At 68.6% G+C, this 17,320-nt stretch carries 19 protein-coding genes and 1 other RNA gene; 7 read left to right on the top strand and 13 right to left on the bottom strand.

Features of this window, described 5'->3' with window-relative positions; genetic code table 11:
• Positions 1-42: 42 nt before the first annotated feature.
• From VGB75_12970 to VGB75_12960, 3 genes are all read right to left on the bottom strand, one after another.
• Positions 43-405 (bottom strand): hypothetical protein, encoded by a 363-nt coding sequence (locus VGB75_12970; GenBank protein ID HEY0167945.1) that lies wholly within the window; start codon positions 403-405, stop codon positions 43-45.
• A 65-nt stretch (positions 406-470) separates the two neighbouring features.
• Entirely contained in the window at positions 471-1,697 is a 1,227-nt protein-coding gene (locus VGB75_12965) for a hypothetical protein (protein HEY0167944.1), read from the bottom strand.
• Positions 1,698-1,772: 75 nt separating this feature from the next.
• Positions 1,773-2,999 (bottom strand): hypothetical protein, encoded by a 1,227-nt coding sequence (locus VGB75_12960; GenBank protein ID HEY0167943.1) that lies wholly within the window; start codon positions 2,997-2,999, stop codon positions 1,773-1,775.
• Between the two features lie 114 nt (positions 3,000-3,113).
• Here VGB75_12960 and VGB75_12955 point away from each other — a divergent pair, with 114 nt between their 5' ends.
• The gene (locus tag VGB75_12955) at positions 3,114-3,770 is read left to right on the top strand and encodes a hypothetical protein (protein ID HEY0167942.1); all 657 of its coding nucleotides are present in this window, start codon (positions 3,114-3,116) and stop codon (positions 3,768-3,770) included.
• A 46-nt stretch (positions 3,771-3,816) separates the two neighbouring features.
• Here the strand turns inward: VGB75_12955 and VGB75_12950 are convergent, their stop codons facing one another.
• The gene (locus VGB75_12950; protein HEY0167941.1) at positions 3,817-4,860 is read right to left on the bottom strand and encodes a restriction endonuclease; all 1,044 of its coding nucleotides are present in this window, start codon (positions 4,858-4,860) and stop codon (positions 3,817-3,819) included.
• A 299-nt stretch (positions 4,861-5,159) separates the two neighbouring features.
• Here VGB75_12950 and VGB75_12945 point away from each other — a divergent pair, with 299 nt between their 5' ends.
• Together VGB75_12945 and VGB75_12940 are read left to right on the top strand one after the other, a co-directional pair.
• Positions 5,160-5,447 carry a hypothetical protein gene (locus VGB75_12945; protein ID HEY0167940.1) on the top strand — a complete coding sequence of 96 codons (288 nt, stop codon included), beginning with the start codon at positions 5,160-5,162 and terminating at the stop codon, positions 5,445-5,447.
• A gap of 285 nt (positions 5,448-5,732) precedes the next feature.
• Positions 5,733-6,200, top strand: a complete 468-nt coding sequence (locus VGB75_12940; protein HEY0167939.1) for a GNAT family N-acetyltransferase — start codon at positions 5,733-5,735, stop codon at positions 6,198-6,200.
• A 65-nt stretch (positions 6,201-6,265) separates the two neighbouring features.
• Here VGB75_12940 and ssrA read toward each other — a convergent pair.
• Positions 6,266-6,641, bottom strand: a transfer-messenger RNA (tmRNA) gene (ssrA, locus tag VGB75_12935).
• Between the two features lie 157 nt (positions 6,642-6,798).
• On the opposite strand from ssrA, the gene VGB75_12930 reads away from it, so the two are divergent.
• Positions 6,799-8,274 (top strand): CYTH and CHAD domain-containing protein, encoded by a 1,476-nt coding sequence (locus tag VGB75_12930; protein HEY0167938.1) that lies wholly within the window; start codon positions 6,799-6,801, stop codon positions 8,272-8,274.
• Between the two features lie 57 nt (positions 8,275-8,331).
• Here the strand turns inward: VGB75_12930 and VGB75_12925 are convergent, their stop codons facing one another.
• From VGB75_12925 to ftsE, 5 genes are all read right to left on the bottom strand, one after another.
• Positions 8,332-9,279 carry a GNAT family N-acetyltransferase gene (locus VGB75_12925; GenBank protein ID HEY0167937.1) on the bottom strand — a complete coding sequence of 316 codons (948 nt, stop codon included), beginning with the start codon at positions 9,277-9,279 and terminating at the stop codon, positions 8,332-8,334.
• Between the two features lie 16 nt (positions 9,280-9,295).
• The gene (locus tag VGB75_12920) at positions 9,296-10,219 is read right to left on the bottom strand and encodes an amidohydrolase family protein (GenBank protein HEY0167936.1); all 924 of its coding nucleotides are present in this window, start codon (positions 10,217-10,219) and stop codon (positions 9,296-9,298) included.
• Complete coding sequence (smpB, locus tag VGB75_12915; GenBank protein ID HEY0167935.1) at positions 10,219-10,719, bottom strand: SsrA-binding protein SmpB; 501 nt, start codon at positions 10,717-10,719, stop codon at positions 10,219-10,221. Before smpB ends, VGB75_12920 begins: the two co-directional genes overlap by 1 nt.
• Positions 10,720-10,728: 9 nt before the next feature.
• Positions 10,729-11,628 (bottom strand): permease-like cell division protein FtsX, encoded by a 900-nt coding sequence (gene ftsX, locus VGB75_12910; GenBank protein HEY0167934.1) that lies wholly within the window; start codon positions 11,626-11,628, stop codon positions 10,729-10,731.
• 93 nt (positions 11,629-11,721) lie between these two features.
• Positions 11,722-12,411, bottom strand: coding sequence for a cell division ATP-binding protein FtsE (gene ftsE / locus VGB75_12905; GenBank protein ID HEY0167933.1), 690 nt, complete (start codon positions 12,409-12,411; stop codon positions 11,722-11,724).
• A gap of 208 nt (positions 12,412-12,619) precedes the next feature.
• Between ftsE and VGB75_12900 the strand changes: the two genes are divergently transcribed.
• Positions 12,620-13,660, top strand: a complete 1,041-nt coding sequence (locus tag VGB75_12900) for a hypothetical protein (GenBank protein ID HEY0167932.1) — start codon at positions 12,620-12,622, stop codon at positions 13,658-13,660.
• A 51-nt stretch (positions 13,661-13,711) separates the two neighbouring features.
• Here the strand turns inward: VGB75_12900 and pip are convergent, their stop codons facing one another.
• Positions 13,712-14,671, bottom strand: coding sequence for a prolyl aminopeptidase (pip, locus tag VGB75_12895; GenBank protein ID HEY0167931.1), 960 nt, complete (start codon positions 14,669-14,671; stop codon positions 13,712-13,714).
• A gap of 6 nt (positions 14,672-14,677) precedes the next feature.
• Positions 14,678-15,769, bottom strand: a complete 1,092-nt coding sequence (prfB, locus tag VGB75_12890) for a peptide chain release factor 2 (GenBank protein ID HEY0167930.1) — start codon at positions 15,767-15,769, stop codon at positions 14,678-14,680.
• 149 nt (positions 15,770-15,918) lie between these two features.
• Here prfB and VGB75_12885 point away from each other — a divergent pair, with 149 nt between their 5' ends.
• On the top strand, positions 15,919-16,218 hold the full coding sequence (locus VGB75_12885; GenBank protein HEY0167929.1) for a hypothetical protein: 300 nt from the start codon (positions 15,919-15,921) through the stop codon (positions 16,216-16,218).
• 56 nt (positions 16,219-16,274) lie between these two features.
• Here the strand turns inward: VGB75_12885 and VGB75_12880 are convergent, their stop codons facing one another.
• Positions 16,275-17,012 (bottom strand): GAF and ANTAR domain-containing protein, encoded by a 738-nt coding sequence (locus VGB75_12880; GenBank protein ID HEY0167928.1) that lies wholly within the window; start codon positions 17,010-17,012, stop codon positions 16,275-16,277.
• Between the two features lie 109 nt (positions 17,013-17,121).
• Between VGB75_12880 and VGB75_12875 the strand changes: the two genes are divergently transcribed.
• Positions 17,122-17,320, top strand: a 199-nt coding sequence (locus VGB75_12875) for a hypothetical protein (protein HEY0167927.1), incomplete at its 3' end; no start/stop codon positions are given.

Here is a 17,320-nt window from a genome sequence, read left to right as displayed (position 1 = left end):
GTCCTGCCCGGTCCTGCCCGTCCTGAGCCGTCCTGAGCCGTCCTAGCCGTATCTGATAAGGCGCTCGGCGTGGGCGCGTTCCTCGGGGCTGACCTCAGCGGCCTCGCTCCCCCGCAGCTGCCAGCGTGCGGTTGCCCCGTCCGGGCCGCTCAGCTCACCGCTGCGCAGCGCCTGCTCGATCAGGCGGCGGACCTCGGGCTCCTGGTCGGGCTCGGCCGCGAAGAGAGTCCGCACCCGCACCGTCTCACCGTCGCGCTCGGCGCCGGTGTGGTGGGGTGCCAGCGGGCAGGGTGGCTCGTGCTCCCAGTGCCCGCACAGCGCGACGGTGATGGCCGCCCCGACGGCGGCCGGGTCATCGCCGGTGGGCATGCTCAACTCGGCGGTGTGGGCGAAGGCCTGGCGCATCCCGCGAGTGTGGCGGGGCCGCGGCCGGCAGGCAACCAAGCAGTCGGCGACCAGGCAGTCGGCGACTATCCGCCGGGCCGCACGACGAGTTGGTTGAGAGGCGGCAACGACATGTTCAAGCCGCCGAGGCCCCCGGTCTCGCGGTTGAGGACCACGAGCGTCCCCTGGGCGGTGAGGGTGAACACCCAGCTGCTGTCCGGTGACCAGACTATGCCTGCGCCCCCGTACTCGTCGCTGGTGAACACCTTGAGGACCCGTTGGCTTCCCGAGGCGAGGTCTAGCAGATGCAGTGCGATGTCTCCGTTGAAGTCGACGATCATCACGGCCGCTGTTGCCCCGTCAGGCGAGATCGATCCACGCGGGCTGCGAACCGATAGCGGAGGGTTCACGGTCCGCCGTGAGCGGTCGGCCCGGCCGATCAGCACCGTCTGGCAGCGGTACCGGTCGTCGCATTCGGTCACCAACCACCCGGTCGGGCCGACCGCCGCCAGTGAACCGGTGCTGATTCGGCGCAGGCCGTTGGACTGAGCGGCGTACACCCCGCTGGCGCCAGGGAACAGCAGTCCCCCCGCGCCGTCGGCAACCGCGTCATAAGCCGAGAGTTCCGGCGGTATCGGGAGGGACCCAGCAAGCTTGCCGCCATCCAAGGTGGCCAGCGTCATCACCGGGTGGGGGCTGTCACCGGACTCCATCCACATCTGGTTGGCAGCCGGTCCCGGAAACACCAAGCCGTCCCGCTTGAGCGCGGGCAACTCGCGGAACGGCTTGCCGTCCGGCACGAGGAAGCTCGGGGTCCTGTCGAACGGCTGGATGCGTACCCGGTCCGTGCCTGCCAGCAGAGTCGCCGCCCCATTGTCAGGAAAGCTGGGGATGGCGGTGCGAGTGATCCGGCCGGCGGCCAACTCGATGCGGACCAGAACCGCGTCGCCGTAGCCGATCAGCTCCCAGCCGGTGGTGGCGCCGAGCAGCGGCCGGTCCAGCTGAGTGACCGACACCGCGGGCAGCGCGGTCGTCGGGGCGGTGGACGTCTCGGGTGCGGTCTGGGTCGACGTTGGTGTCTGGGTGGGCGTTGGTGGCGGTGCCGATGTCGTCGGCGCGGTGCTCAGCCGCGCTGCCGACTGGACGCCCCGTTCACGGTTCAGCACCGTGAGCACGAGTGCGACGGCAGTCAGGACGACCACCACCGTGAACCACCTGGGCCACGGGCGTCGCGGCGGGGTGGCCTGACCGGGCGCGTCAGAGCCGACATCGAGCCAGTCGATGTCGTCGGAGAACGCGTCCTCTCGGCCCACGCCTCATTCTGAACGCATGCGCGGGGAATCACGATGCGTTTCGGACATTCAGCTGATAACGAAACGGTGCGGCGATCACCGCAGCAGCTGCCGGGCCGGCCGCAGGACGAGTTGGCTCAGCGGCGGCAACGGCACCCCCAGGGCGCTGACTGCCCCGGTCTTCCGGTTGATCACCGAGAGCGTGTCATCGGCGGTGACGGCGAACAACGAGTCGCTGTCCGGCGAGAAGGCCAACGCTTGCTCATAGGACTGATTGAGCGAGATGTGGACCGGCCGTCGGCTTCCGGTGACCAGGTCGAGCAGGTGCAGCCCGATGGCGCCGTGGGTGGTCGAGGTCAGCATGGCCGCGCTCGCCCCGTCGGGTGAGATCACCCCACGCTGGTCCATGCGCGCCACCTCGTCGTTCACCGTCCGGCGGGAGCCGTCGGCCCGCCCGATCAGCACCGTCTGACAGCGATGCAGCTCATCGCATTCGGTCACCAGCCACCCGGTCGGGCCGACCGCCAGCAACGAGCCGGCGCTGATCCGGCGCAGGCCGTCGGGCCGAGCGTTGTACACCCCGCCGACGCCGGGAAACAGCAGGTAGCCCGCCCCGTCGGCGATCGCGTCGAACGGAAAGCTCTCCTCGGGAATCGGCAGGGACCCTGACAGCCTGCGGCCGTCCAGGCCGGCCAGAGCCATCGCCGGCTGCTGGTCGCCGCTGGGCCGTACCCACATCTGGCCGGGCGCGGGTCCCGGGAACACTGGGCCGTCGTACTCCAGCGCCGACAGCTCTCGAGCCGGCTTTCCGTCGGGCACGAGGTAGCCAGGCACCCGGTCCGACGGCCGGATGAGCACCTGGTCCTCGCCCGCCAGCAGATACACCGGCCCGCCGCTGAGAAGGCCGGGGACGGTCGTGCGAGTGATCCGACCGGCAGCTGGCTCGATGCGGACCAGGGCCTGGTCGCCGCGGGCGATCAGCTCCCAATCGCCGGTCGCGCCGAGCAACGGCCGGCCCAGCCGGGTCACCGACACCGCCGGCCCGGCAGGCTGCGACGGCGACGCGGTGGGTGTGCGAGACGCAGCTTGGGTGGGGGACGGCGTCGGCGGCGGCGCCGCGCTCACCACTGCTGCCGGCGGGGCGCCTCGTTCGCGGTTCAGCGCGGCGACCCCGAGGGCGACGAGAACAGCGGCCACCGCGACCGTGAACCACCTGGGCCATGGCCGCCGGGGCGGGCGCGTCTCGGGCGCGCCCTCAGGGCTGACATCGAGCCAGTCGATGTCATCGGAGTACGCGTCCGGGTGCGCGTCGTCTCGGCCCACGCCTCATTCTGGACCTTGCGGGACCAGATCACGGTGTGAATCGACCTCCACCTGATGACACGCTCATAGGACTCTGCGTGCCGGCAATACTCACGCGACGGCTAGCGTTCTCACGTGGGCACCGAAGCCGATAGGGAGACGGCCTTCTCCAGTTGGCGCGCCAGCCTGCAACGGCTGACCGACTCACCTGAGTCATCCCGGCTGTGGCGTGAACGCCGCTACCATTTCGCTCACCGCCTGGGAGAGGCCCTCGTCGGCGCAGTAGGGGAACGCCCGCCCATCACAGGAGCCGCGCTATACGGTGTCTGGCTCGATTGGGGTTTGCTCTATGTCGGGCAGACCGTCGAGGCCGAGCGCCGGCTGCGCGACCTTGCGATAGGCGAGAGTCATCACTTGGCCAACACCTTTCCGCCAGAGATATGGCATCGGGTGGTGGTGATCGCCTGGCCGCAGCTCGCCGAAGCTGTTGCCGTCTCCCAGGAGCTGGGTGTCAAGACAGTTGGCCTGGCGTTGGAGCACCACCTTCAAACCTGGGCCACGCCGCTCGCGAACGCCGCTCGCCGTACGTCCGAAGGTGGATGGCGGGCCGTGGATCGCACGCGCAGTGCTTCCCTCGGTGCCCGCTCCGCGGGAGCTGTGGAACCGTTGTTCGCCGTCGTCCGCTCCTTGTGGGACGCCGCTGCAGACTGGGACGCGATGTTGCCAGCACTTCCAGAAGCGGTTCGGTGTGTACGTCCGGGTCTCCTACTCGATGATCCCCGACCTGCCTGAACGCCTCGATCTGCGTCTTGAGTGCCGAACTACAGCTGTCCCGTCCCTAGCCCTCTTCTGGCAGCACCGTCCAGATGCGTTGGAGCGGGATTTCGGCCTGCAAGTCTGCTGGGAGCCGATCGTAAACCTGCTGCAGCTTCTCGATGACTGCGTCAGAGTCCCAGAGCCGGATTTCGAAGAATAAGCGGCGTGCTTCCTGTCGAGCTGATTTCGTGAAGCCACCCCAGCTGACGAGCAGGCCGCGGGTCGCCCCGAAGTTGCTCATCACCCCCTTAAGCTCCCGTAGCGTCGGAGCATCACAGACCTGAGCGCCGGACTTCACCTGAACGGCCAGGGTAGCTCCGTCGAAGCCCATGCCGCCTTCGCCGGCCAGGACATCCACACCACCGTCCGGCCCAGCCGGTGACACCTCGCAGAAAAATCCCTCAGCCCTTAGCAGTTCTCCGACAAGTCGGGCGAAGTCGTGTCCTCGAAAGCGTTCCGCCAGTCGTCGCCGAATCTGGTCCCGGCCGATCTCAAGTAGATCTATGGCAGCGTCTGAGGCTTCTTCCGGCTCGGTCACCACTGTGGGCTCGCCTGCAGCGCTGCCGCCGTCCCACGGACGCGCCTGGTGTGGTGCGTCAAGGAGGGCTCTGATCCGCGCCTCGGCGTTATTGCGTTTGATTCGACACACAGTGAGGAACGCGCCGAGGGAGTACAGCAGATCCTGATCGATGAGTTCGCGCGGAATGCCCTCAGAGATCCAACTCACTGCTCGCTGATGACGTATGGCGGCATCGGCCTCCGACACGTGTCGGTATTCACCAGTGACACGTCCAAACGCGATTGCAGGCGAAGACTTCAATGGCAACGCAACCAAATCCCCGACCCGCATCCGATGCCGAAAAGCATCAATCTGACCAGCCCAGTTGGCTAACGTGGACGGCTTGGCGTCCTTATACGTGGCGTCGGCCAGCGCCCGAACCTCGGCTGATGATCTGACACGCGAAAGATCGCCGAGCTCAGGCCACCCGATTCCGACGAAGCCCGAAGCCAGAGCTTCACTTTCACCCTCGCCGTGACGACCAGCCCGGACCATCCATAGAGTCATAATCGACACCTTGCCGTATTCGGGAGATCCAGGCGCATCATCCTAAAGATCGTGACAGAGGCTTTCAGTCCCCATAACGCCGCCCTCTGGTGGCGCGTCGCAAATCAGCGAACACTCAGGGTGCCTACATGGAGAAGAGTGGAAATACATCACTAAGCCAAACCATGACAATTCTCACGGCGCAGGCCATGTCAGCCGGCGGCGCTGGCCTTGCGAGCTAACGTTGTCTGGCAATGCCTGGGAGGGCCACGGGTCCAGCAAGCGGCCGACGTGACCCGCCCGCCTCGAAGGAGATCTCCATGTCCACCTCTAGCTCCGGAACTCGTCGCGACCGGGACAACGACCTCGAACCACGCCGTCGTCTGAGCACCGAGACCAAGGCCTCGACCAAGACCACCGAATTGATCGTCTACGTCCTGGCCGTCCTCGCGGTGATCATCACCGCCTACGCCGTGGGCGATGACAACGGCGGCGCCGACCCGTTCGGCGCCTTGGACGCGATCCGGTACATCACGTACCTGACCATCGGCTACATGGTCGCCCGCGGTCTGGCCAAGAGCGGCAGCCGCGACTACTACGACGACTGATCAGGCCCCTGGCAAGGCACAGGCCGGCCGAGCGGCCGGCTCACGTCAGAACGACCCGTTCCCCTCGTGGGAACGGGTCGTTCTGCTTGACGGTGGAGGCGCCGGCAAACGCGCCTGTCGGAAGGCTTGCTTACCCTCGGCAGGGGCGAACGTCGCGGAGGGGTCACCGAGCTCATCCGCACCGCACCGAGAGGGGGTCGACGTGAGAACGATATGGGGCCAGCGGAGGGCTGATGCCCGTGGCAGTGGAACCCGCTTGACGCGCTGGCTCATGGCCCACGAGCGATGACCATGTCGCGTCTGGAGGAGATCACCCCGGACAACTTCGACGCCGCGATCAGCCTGAAGGTGCGTCCGGACCAGGAGCACTTGGTCGCGCCAGTCGTGCGGTCCCTCGCAGAAGCGTATGTGCATCCCGACACAGCCTGGCCACGCCTCATCGTTGACGGCGACCGGCCCGTGGGCTTTGTCATGGCCTTCTTCGACATCGACTTCGCAGGCGACGGTAAGGGCCTGGACCTACGCTCGGGCCTGTGGCGCCTCAACATCGCAGCCGCTGCGCAAGGCCGTGGATACGGGCGCTTCGCGGTTGAATCCGTGGCTGCCGAGATTCGTCGTCGCGGCGGCACTCGCGTGACGACCACCTGGCATCCGGGCGCGGTCGGCCCGGAGGGCTTCTACCTCGGGCTGGGTTTCCGGCCTACCGGAGAGATGAGCGGAGGTCAGACGGTCGGCGAACGGGCGTTGACCTGAGCATCCGATGTCGCGCTCACGTCAGAACGACCCGTCCCCTCGTGGGAACGGGTCGTCCTGCCTGACGGTGGAGGTGCCGGGAATCGAACCCGGGTCCTTCGTCGCTTTGATGGGTATTCTCCGGGCGCAGTGTGCCTGGTCTCTACTCGGCCCCACCGATCACGCACACGAGTCGGTGTGACAGGCCCAGTCGCTGTGAGTTGTCCCGCGCTCCCCCGCGACCGGGGAGTTCGGTGAGTCACCTAGCTGATGCCAGGATCCGGGCCGGTGACGAACCCGGGCTGACAGACTCATTCCGCTACTTAGGCAGCGAGAACGAAGTCAGCGCGATTGGAATCGGCGCTTATTTTGTTTTGCATCGCTTTTTTAACGAGGTCAGCAATGCGGTCCTCGGCCCGCTTCCCCTCATCTCGACGGCCGAAGTCGAGACCATTCACCCCCTTCTGGGCGCCAGCGCCCCTCATGCGCCAGACGCGGTGAGCGCCCGGCACTGTCCATCATGCCACGCTGAGCGGCTCGTCAGAGTGGATTACTGCCCTGTCGGCGCACTTGCCCCAGAACTCACCTGGACCAGCACGCCACCCTGTAGAACTACAACGTGGCCGACACCCATCGTGAGATCGAGACCAAGTTCGACGTGGCCCCAGACTTCACGCTCGGGGACCTGGCCGAGTTCGCCCGCCCGGGGACCAGCGTGCAGAGCCGCGTCGTGAACCTGTCCAGCGCCTACTTCGACACCGCCGAGCACAACCTGCTGCGCTCCCGGCTGACCCTTCGCCGGCGCACCGGTGACAGCGACACCGGCTGGCATCTCAAAGTCCCCGGAGCAGGCTTTCGCACCGAGCTGCACTGGCCGCTGGCCGGCAACGACGAGGCGCCGGAAGAGTTGCGCAGCCTGATCTGGCCGTTCGTCGCCGCCGCGGAGCTGCTGCCGACCGTCATCCTCAACACCACCAGGACCTCGCATCGGGTCACCGCCCCGGACGGCCGGTTGGTGTTCGAGCTGGCCGACGACGAGGTGCGGGCAGTCTCTGAAGGCGCGCAGGTGGCGGCGCCTCGCTGGCGTGAGCTCGAGGTGGAGCTCGGCCCGGCCGGCAGCACCGCCGACCTGGAGCGGGCGACGGAGTTGTTGCTGGCCCGCGGCGCCTTCGCTTCGCGGTCGGCCTCGAAGCTGCAACGAGCGCTGGGGCGCCCCGACGACCCGGACACCGACAGCGCCGGCGCGGTCTTGACCAGCTATCTGCGCGCCCAGTGCGACTCGATCACCGCCGGCCACTTCGCCATCTCGGACAAGCCGTTCGAGGCCAGTGCGAGCAGCCAGCCGCACGAGGCCATTCATCAGACCCGGGTCGCTACCCGGCGGTTGCGGGCCGCGTTGCGGATCTTCGCGCCGCTGTTCGACGCCGAGCTGGCCGCTCGGCTGCAGGAGGAGCTGACCTGGTTCGCCGCCGAGCTGGGCGAGGTCCGCGACCGCGAGGTGCTGCGCAGCCGGCTGGCCCGGGCGGTCGAGGACCTGCCGGCCTATCTGGTGGTCGGTCCGGTCGCCCAGCGCATCGACGAGGTGCTGCTCACCGAGCTGCGCCACCATGCCGACGCGCTGCTGGCCACCATGCGCGACGAGCGCTACCAGGTGCTGGTTCAGGATCTCGCCCTCTGGCGCGAGCGGCCGCCCTTCACTCCGCAGGCCGACAGCCCGCCCGAGGCGCTGGCCCAGTACGTCGCCGCGGCCGAGGACAAGCTCGCCAAGCGAATGAGACGCGCCACCGGCAACCACACCCCCGCCGAGCAGCTGCACCAGGCCCGCAAAGCCGGCAAGCGCGCCCGCTACGCCGCCGAGGCGGCCGCTCCTGCGCTGGGAAAGAGCGCCAGCAAGATCGCCAAGCGGGCAGCCAAGCTGCAGACGCTGCTGGGCGAGCACCAGGACGCGATCGTGGCCACCGAGCTGCTGCGCCGGATCGCCGACCAGGTCGCCGACGAGGGCGAGAACGCCTTCACCTACGGCATCCTGGTGGCCGACCAGCGTCGCATCGCGGCGTCCTCGGCGCAGGCCGCCCGGGCCAGCACCGTCCGCTGACCGCCGCCAGTCCCAGCCGGCCGCCGCCCAGCCGGCTACCGGGCCGGGTCCAGCCTGCTACCGGGCCGGGTCCAGCCGGCCGTAGTGGGCGATCACCCTGTCGAGCTGGAATCCCAATGAGGCGTACAGGGCGCCAGCGCCCGACTCGTTCTGCGAGTCGATGGCCAGGCAGGCCTTGGCATAGCCCTGCTCGGCCATCGCCCGCACCGAGGCCGCCAGACAGGCCCGTGCCAGGCCGGCGCCCCTGGCCTGCTGCCGGGTGCCCACCAGGTGGACCCACGCCTCTCCCGGCACCCACTGGCAGACCAGGATGTAGGCCTGCACGACGCCGTCCGGGCCAAGGCTGACGAACGAGCAGTCCGGCCGGAAGGTCTGGGAGCCGGTCAGGGCGGCCCAGGCCTCGGCGTCGATCGGAATGGAGCCCCAGTGGGTGCTGAAGGCGTCGTTGTGGGCCAGCCGCACGGCCTCGGCGAGATCGGCTGAGTATCGCCGCAGCGGCAGCCGCGGCGGCGGCGTTGGCGGCAGCGGCGCGCCGGAGATCGGCCGCGTCATCTCGTGGTAGTAGCGCAGGATCCGGTAGCCGCGGCGCTCCAGCATCGGACGCGCCGAAGAGCCCTCGACACCCCCGGGGACCCGCATCATCACCGGCGCGCCCGGGTGGCGCTGGGCGGCCAGCTCCAGCGCCCGGGCCTCCATCCGGTCCATGATCTCGACGCCCAGGCCCTGTCCTCGACATTCCGGCCGGACCCCGCCGTAGATCTCGGCCCGCGCCTGACCCTCGAACAGCCCGGAGCTGATCCGCAGCTGGCCGAACCCGGCCAGCACGCCGTCCTGCCACACTCCCAGGGTGTCCAGCCGCGGATCGACGCCCGGCTCTTCCAGCTCCTCGGTCAGCGCCGCCGCGTCGTAGAACTCATCCGTGCTGTCAGCCACGGCCAGCACATTGGTCAACTCGACCCATTCGGCCACCGACTCAGCGCTCAACGGCCGCCAGCTCACTGCCATCGCCCGTGATCACTCCTCAGCTCTGGTAGCCCATCAACGCCGCGCCGTTGTGCCACAGCACCTGCCGCAGCCAATCATCGCCGAAGCCCCACTCCAGCAGCGACTGAATTTGCCGGGCGTAGCTGTACGGGATGTTCGGAAAGTCGGCGCCCAGCACGATCCGCTCGCCCAGGTCGCGGTAGCCGGCCAGCGCCTGGGCCGGCACCGGGGCGACCCGGTCCAGGTAGGGGGTGCCGACCATGGTGGTGTCCAGCCAGACGTTGCGGTAGCCGCGGGCCAGCGCCAGGTGCTCGACGTACTCGGGCGCCCCGGCGTGGGCGAGCACCGCCGTCAGCTCCGGGTGCCGGCGCAGCACCTGCCCGATCGGGCCCGGCCCGGTGTGCGCGCCGGGCAGCGGGCCCGAGCCGCAGTGCACGACCACGGGCACGCCGGCGTCGCTGAGCAGGCCCCAGGCCTCGTCCAGCGCCGCCTCGCTCGGGTCGAACCCGCCGACCTGGACGTGCACCTTGAACACCCGCGCGCCGGCCTCCAGCGCCTGCCGGACGTAGCCGGTGACGCCGGGCTCGGGGAAGAAGGTGGCGCTGTGCACAGCCTCCGGATGGCTGGCGGCGAATGCGGCGCACCAGTCGTTCAGCCAGAGGGCCATGCCGGGCTTGTGCGGGTAGCACAGCGTCGGAAACCGTGACACCCCCAACTCGCGCAGGGTGGCGATCCGCTCGTCCTCGCTGGTGCGGTAGTGGATCGGCCACGCCATGCCGTAGTGCTGCTCGGCCCTGTCGAAGTACCCCCACACCTTGGCCATCATCGCCGCCGGCAAGAAGTGCACGTGGATGTCGGCCAGTCCGGGCAGCCCCAGCGACTGCCAGACGCCGGGCACCTGCGCGTCGGTCAGCCCTGCGGCGACCTCGCCAGCGCTGCTCGCCGGGCGGCCGGCGGCCATCAGTCGGTGCGGCCCTTGGCGCGCCGGCCCAGCACCCGGCTGATCTCACGGTCGGCGTCGCGCTTGGCCATGTCCTGGCGCTTGTCGTAGGTCTTCTTGCCCTTGGCCAGGGCGAGCTCGACCTTCACCTTGCCCTCGACGAAGTACAGCGAGAGCGGCACCAGGGTCAGCCCCGACTCCTTGATCTTGCCGATCAGCCGCAGGATCTCGCCCTTGTGCAGCAACAGCTTGCGGACCCGGCGCGGGGTGTGGTTGGTCCAGGACCCGAAGGCGTACTCGGGGATGTGCACGTTGTGCAGGTACACCTCGCCGTTGTCGATGGTGGCGAAAGCGTCGATCAACGAGGCCCGGCCCAACCGCAGCGACTTGACCTCGGTGCCCATCAGCACGACGCCGCACTCGAAGGTGTCCACGATGAGAAAGTCGTGCCGGGCCTTCTTGTTCTGCGCGATCATCTTGCGGACCGGGCGGTTGGAGGACGGTGCGGTTGCGGCGGCCATGAGAGAAAGCTACAGCCGGACGTAAAGCCGCAAGGTCAGCCAGGCAGTCAGCGCGGCCAGGATGACGCCGGAGATCAGGCCGACCCCGCCGGCCAGGATGATGTCGTTGGCCGAGATCGGCTGCAAAATCCGAGACTTCACCTGGTCACCGAGCAAGCCGTCCAAGAAGACCACCTTGGCCACCCAGTTGCCCACCATCGCCAGGATCGCGCCGACCACCGCCGCCAGCATCGCCTCGATCACGAACGGCAGCTGGGTCATCCACCGCGACGCCCCTACCAGGCGCATGATGCCGGTCTCGTTGCGGCGCTGCTGGGCCGCGGTCTGGATGGTGTTGGCCATCTGCAGCAACGCGCAGATCAGCACCACGAAGAACATCACGAACGAGCCCACCCGGCCGGTGTCGAACAGCCGCAGCATGGTCTTGAGGCTGACGTCCTGGTTCTGGATCTGCTCGACTCCGGCGGCGTTGGCGTACCGGGCCGCAACCGGCAGGTAGTCGGCTTTCAGATCGCGCAACTTGACCGTGAACGACGACGGGATCGCCCCCGGACCGGCCTCGTCGACCACCTTCTCGCCGAGGCGCTGCTTGGCGATCTGGGTGGCCTGGGTCTCGTTGAGGTACTGGACGTCGGTGATCTGCGGGTCGGCCTTCAGCTTCGCCTGCAGCGCCTGCAGCTCGGCGGGGCTCACCTTGTGCTTGCAGTTCGATCCCGGGCTCTGCTTCGAGGTCTCGGTGCAGAGGTAGATCGAGACGTTGATCTTGTCCTTGTACGCCGCCTGGGTCTTGGCGATCTCCTTGTTGATCAGCAGCGCCCCGCCCAGGAAGAACAGCGCGATCGCGGTGGAGAGCACGAGCGCGATGGTCATGCTGGCATTGCGCCGCAGCCCGGTCGCGACTCCGGACATGAGATAGCTAGCGCGCATGGGGCTCACACTCCGATCGGTGTTGCTGAGCAGGCGGGCGGGTGTCGCGCGGTCTGGGTGTGACGGTCAACCGACTCAGCGGCCGATTCCGTAGACGCCGCGGTTCTGGTCGCGGACGATGTGGCCAAGTTCGAGTTCGATCACCCGGCGCCGCATGGCGTCGACGATGTTGTTGTCATGGGTGGCCATCACCACCGTGGTGCCCTTGCGGTTGATCCGCTCCAGCAGGCCCATGATGCCCTGGCTGGTGTCGGGGTCGAGGTTTCCGGTCGGCTCGTCGGCCAGCAGCACCAGCGGCCGGTTGACGAACGCCCGGGCGATCGCGACCCGCTGCTGCTCGCCGCCGGACAGCTCGTTGGGGTAGCGGTGCGACTTGCCCTGCAGGCCGACCATCTCCAGCACCTCGGGGACCGAGCGGGTGATCGCGCGCTGGGACTTGTTGATCACCTCCAGGGCGAAGGCGACGTTCTCGAACACGGTCTTCTTCTCCAGCAGCCGGAAGTCCTGAAAGACGCAGCCGATCCCGCGGCGCAGCTCCGGGACCTTGCGGGCTGGCAATTTGGCGATGTCCTTGCCGTTGACGATGACGCTGCCCTTGGTGGGCACGTCCTCGCGCAGCAGCAGCCGCAGCACCGAGGACTTGCCCGAGCCCGAGGCTCCGATCAGGAAGACGAACTCGCCCTTGTCGATGTCGAGGGAAACCCCGTCCAGAGCCGGACGGGTGCTGGCGGGATAGATCTTGGTGACGTTCTGGAGCGCGATCACGGGAGACGATCCTACCTTGGCGGTCCTGCCCGCCCGGTTTGGCGCGATTGCGGGCGGGTTGGCCGGCAGACCCCCGACAGGAGCCCGCACAGACGCCCGACAGGGGGCGGACAGGAGCCGGACGGACGCCCGACAGCGCCGATTGCAGGCCGATAACTCTTGCTCCGATGATCACAACATTCCCGGCGGCCCGGTGCATTCTACGGTTATGAGGCTTCGAGGGGCGCTCGGGACGGCACTCGCGCTCTGCCTGGCCGCCACCGGGTGCGCCAGCGCGCGCACCGCTGAGCCCGGCGCGGCCCAGAGCTCGCCCGTGGCCCAGGACACCGATGCCAAGGACCTCGTCGTCCCGGATTACGAGGCCCAAGCCAAGGCCAACCGCACGCGCGCCGAGGGTGACGCGCGCCTGCTGCTCGCGCTGGCCAAGGTCCCGCCGGGTTCTGTCGAACTCGCCTTGGCTCCCGCGGCGTTGTCCGCCCCGGCGCTGGGCTCGACTGTGTCCGACCAGAACGTCGACCTGGCCACGTACTGGCGGGTGCCGCTGTCGTTCCCGGCGGCCGAGGCCTATCTCAAGCAACATCCGCCGGCCGGCTTGCGGGAGTTCGGCAGCAGCTCCGGAGGCTCCCTGGCGGCCAAGTCCCATGGTTGGGGCTGGAGCGGCGGCGGCAGCGGTTCGCCCGACGGCCAACTGCACATCGGGCTGGCCTCGGTCGGCGACGGCTCGGCGGCCAGCGCGGCGAGCTACCTGCGGGTCGACGCCTTCACCCACTGGGTGGATCCGCGTCCGATCCGAGATAAGGCCGCCGGCGCCCGGATGCGGATCGAGGCCGGTGACCGCTGTCCTGCCAAGAAGCAGGGCATGGTCGGCGTCCGCAACGACGGCAGGGACCTCGATCACGCCTTGGCGCCGGCCGACGAGCCGAGCGCCGGACTGCTGTGCGCCTACGGCGGCCTCAACGACACCCCGCCTCTGGCCTTGTCGCTCGAGCGCGTGCTGGCAGCGGCCGACGCCGCCCGGGTCGCCGAGGCCGCGCACCGGGTGACGCTCAGCCACTACGACGCCATGCGCTCCTGTGCGATGCATGACGGCTCGGTGACCGTGCTGGTGCTCCAGTACCCCAACCGCCCAGCCGTGAACCTGTGGCTTCCCTCAGCCAGCTGCCACGGGACGTCGAACGGTCACATCGTCGCGACGGACCTGCTCAGCCTGGGCGCGCTGCGCGATGTCGTCACCGCGCTGAGCAGGTGACGAGCCCAGCGGTTGGCGAGCTCAGCGGCTGACGAGCCGAGCGGCTAGCGGTCAGCGGTCAGCAAAGGAGTCGAGTGCTTCGACCGAGGCCGCCCGCTTGCTGACACTGCCCTGGTGCCCGGCGTCGGCCAGCGCGATCAGCCGCGCGTCCGGCCAGGCCTGCGCCAGCTCCCAGGCGGTGTCCAGCGGGGCGCTCAAGTCGAGCCGGCCATGGATCAGCACGCCGGGAATGCCGGCGAGGCGGCCGGCGTCCCGGATCAGTTGCCCCTCCTCCAGCCAGGCGTCATGGGCGACGTAGTGGGCGCAGATCCGGACGAAGGCCAGCAGCGCGTCACCGGGCCGGTCGCTGTAGGCGTTGGGCTTGGCGCCCGGCTCCAGCGAGACGATCGCGTCCTCCCAGGCGCACCAGTCCCGCGCGGCCTTCTCCCGGACGGCGGGGTCCGAACTCTCCATCAGCCACGCGTAGCCCACGGCGAGGTTGCCGTCCCGGTACTCCGGCGCGACGCCGGACTCGAACCGCTCGAACTCCTCGGGAAAGAACCGGGCCACGCCGCGGTAGAGCCAGTCGGCCTCCCAGCGCCGACTGGTGGTGATCGCCGACAGCACGATCTCGCTCACCCGGTGCGGATAGCGCTCGGCGTAGGCCAGGGCCAGCGTCGAGCCCCACGAGCCGCCGCTCAGCAGCCAGCGCTCGATGCCGAGGTGCTCGCGCAGCGCCTCCATGTCGGCGACCAGATGCCAGGTCGTGTTGACACTCATGTCGGCGGCCGGATCGCTGGCGTGCGGGGTGCTGCGGCCGCTGCCGCGCTGATCGAACAGCACCACCCGGTAGCGGGCCGGGTCGTGACCGCGAGCCATCCCCGGCGTGCATCCAGACCCCGGCCCGCCGTGCACCATCACCGCCGGCTTGCCGTCAGGCTTGCCGTAGGTCTGCCAGAAGATCTGGTTGCCGTCGCCGACGTCGAGCATGCCCTCGTCGGTCGCCTCGGTCTGCGGATACAGCTCAGTCATCGGCTGCTACGCCGATCGACGCCAGCGGATGCCGGCCTCGATGAAGTCGTCGATGTCGCCGTCGAGCACCGCGGAGGGGTTGCCCACCTCGTGCTCGGTGCGCAGGTCCTTGACCATCTGGTACGGGTGCAGGACATAGGAGCGCATCTGGTTGCCCCAGCTGTTGCCGGCGTCCTTCAAATCGTCCATCGCGGCCTTCTCCTGCTCGCGGCGGCGCTCGAGCAGCTTGGCCTGCAGCACCGCCATCGCCGAGGCGCGGTTCTGGATCTGGCTGCGCTCGTTCTGGCAGCTGACCACGATGCCGGTCGGCAGGTGGGTCAGCCGGACCGCCGAGTCGGTGGTGTTGACGCCCTGGCCGCCCGGGCCGGAGGAGCGGTAGACGTCGACCCGCAGCTCGTCGTCGGGGATCTCGACGTGGTCGGAGGACTCCACCACCGGCAGCACCTCGACCCCGGCGAAGCTGGTCTGGCGCCGGCCCTGGTTGTCGAACGGGCTGATCCGCACCAGCCGGTGGGTGCCCTGCTCGACCGACAGCGTTCCGTAGGCGTAGGGCGCCCTGACCTGGAAGGTGGCCGACTTGATGCCGGCCTCTTCGGCGTAGGAGGTGTCATAGACCTCGGTGGCGTAGTTGTGCCGCTCGGCCCAGCGCAGGTACATCCGCATCAGCATCTCGGCGAAGTCGGCGGCGTCGACGCCGCCGGCCTCGGACCGGATCGTCACCAGCGCCTCGCGGGCGTCGTACTTGCCCGACAGCAGCGTCTGCACCTCGAGCTCGCCGATGGCCTTGGTGAGCTTGACCAGCTCGGCCTCGACCTCGGCGCGCGAGTCCGGGTCGTTCTCGGCCTCGGCCATCTCCCAGAGCAGCTCGGCGTCATCGACCCGGCTGCGCAGCTCCTCGACCCGGCGGACCTGCCCCTGGGTGTGGCTGAGCTTGGAGGTCACCTTCTGGGCGTTCTCCGGGTCGTTCCACAGTTCGGGGTCCGAGGCCTGCCGTTCGAGCTCGGCGACCTGGGCGCGCAACTTCGGCACGTCGAGTACCGATTCGATGCTGGTCAGGGTTGCCGAGAGCTCTTTCAGCTCGGCGGGTACGTCGGTCACAGCAGCCCAGCCTACTGGGCCGCCCGAAACCCGTGCCGGTTCTGCCCGGCGGCGGCCGAAAAGGGCTCTGGCCGGGTGACTGCGAGGCGGCTATTATCGAACACACGTTCGAGCGACAGCAGCTTGCAGTCACCGTCTGGGGGTGGGTCATGCACAGCTCAGACCTACCGGCCTATGCAACGGTGCGGTTCTGCCCTGCCGGGCACTGGCAGCCTGGGCCGGGCATGCCGCCGCTGGACCATTCCCCGCCCACGGCGACCTTTCGCCTGCGGCACGACGCCCGCAAGCTCGAGTTGAACGGTCAGCTGACCGAATGGCCGGCCGAGCAGCTGTTCATCCGTCGCTGCGTCACCGTGGTGCGCACCGAAGACCCCGACACCGGGCGAGCCGTGTCCATCCTGTGCGGCCAGGAGTGGGTGGAGTCGACCGAAGGCTCGACGGACTACTGAGCCGGGTGGGGCGGCAGTTCTGATGGAGCGGCAGAGCTGAGGGGCCGTTGGACCGGTCAGCTCAGGCTGGTCGGATCGAGGTCGGCAGGCAACGGCTGGAACTGGGGCAACTCCCCGGTCTCGGCGACCTCAAGGGCGACAAGATGGAGTTTTCGATGCGTGTGCTGACTGGTGATGCGCAGGGCGTCGAAGGCCTGTTGCTTGGTGACCAACTTGGTCGCCATCAAAATTCCGATGGCGATGCCGATGTCGCGGTTGCTCTCCAGCGCGGCGCGCAGGTGCTGGTTCTGCTCGCGTTCAGCTGCCTTGGCCAGCGCGATCGCGCAGTGCGTCGCCAGGTCGTCGAGAGCGGTCAATTCGAGTTCGGCGAACGCCGCGGGCTCTCGCGAATAGAGGTTTAAGGCGCCGATGGTGTCGGAGTCCTCGAGAAAGAGCCGGTGCGACATCATGCTCGTCACCGGGGTCTTGGCCGCGGCCTCGCGGCCGAAGGCAGGCCAACGAGGGTCGGCGCCGAGGTCATCGGAGCGGAACACGTGGTGCTGTTCCAGCGCCTGCAGGCACGGTCCTTCGTTGGTCCGGTACTGGATCGCGTCGACCTGGAGCGGTAGCTCACCTGTCGAGGCGACCGTCTCATAACGCTGGCTGCCACGCTTCATCGTGATCGCCGCGTCCTGAGCGCCAGGCAAGGTGGCGGCCGCGTGCTCGACGATGGCTTGCAAGGTGGCTGCCAGCGACGGTTGGGTGGCGAGTTCGCGGGCGAGTGCGGCGAAGCTCGCAGAGCGGGTGATCGGCATGTGGGGTCCGTCCAGCGTTCAATGCTCGAAGTGAGCGTGAGACCCAGCTGTCGGAGTCGTAAGCGCTGTCAGCTTAGCGGGCGACGTAGCTAGCGTCTAGGCGCCACCGATGAGTGGCAGTAGCGGCCGGTTGACTGTCGTAGCCAATTCAGCGCTGTGCGCTCTCCGGGCAGTCAGGGCTGTCAGGGCTGTCAGGGCTGTCAGGGCTGTCAGGGCTGTCAGGGCTGTCAGGGCTGTCAGGGCTGTCAGGGCTGTCAGGGCTGTCAGGGCTGTCAGGGCTGTCAGGGCTGTCAGGGCTGTCAGGGCTG

The organism is Jatrophihabitans sp. (genome assembly GCA_036399055.1).
In the GTDB taxonomy this organism is placed as follows: Bacteria; Actinomycetota; Actinomycetes; order Mycobacteriales; family Jatrophihabitantaceae; genus Jatrophihabitans_A.
The sequence above is the reverse complement of the archived record's forward strand: the minus strand, read 5'-3'. Positions and strand labels throughout refer to the sequence as shown.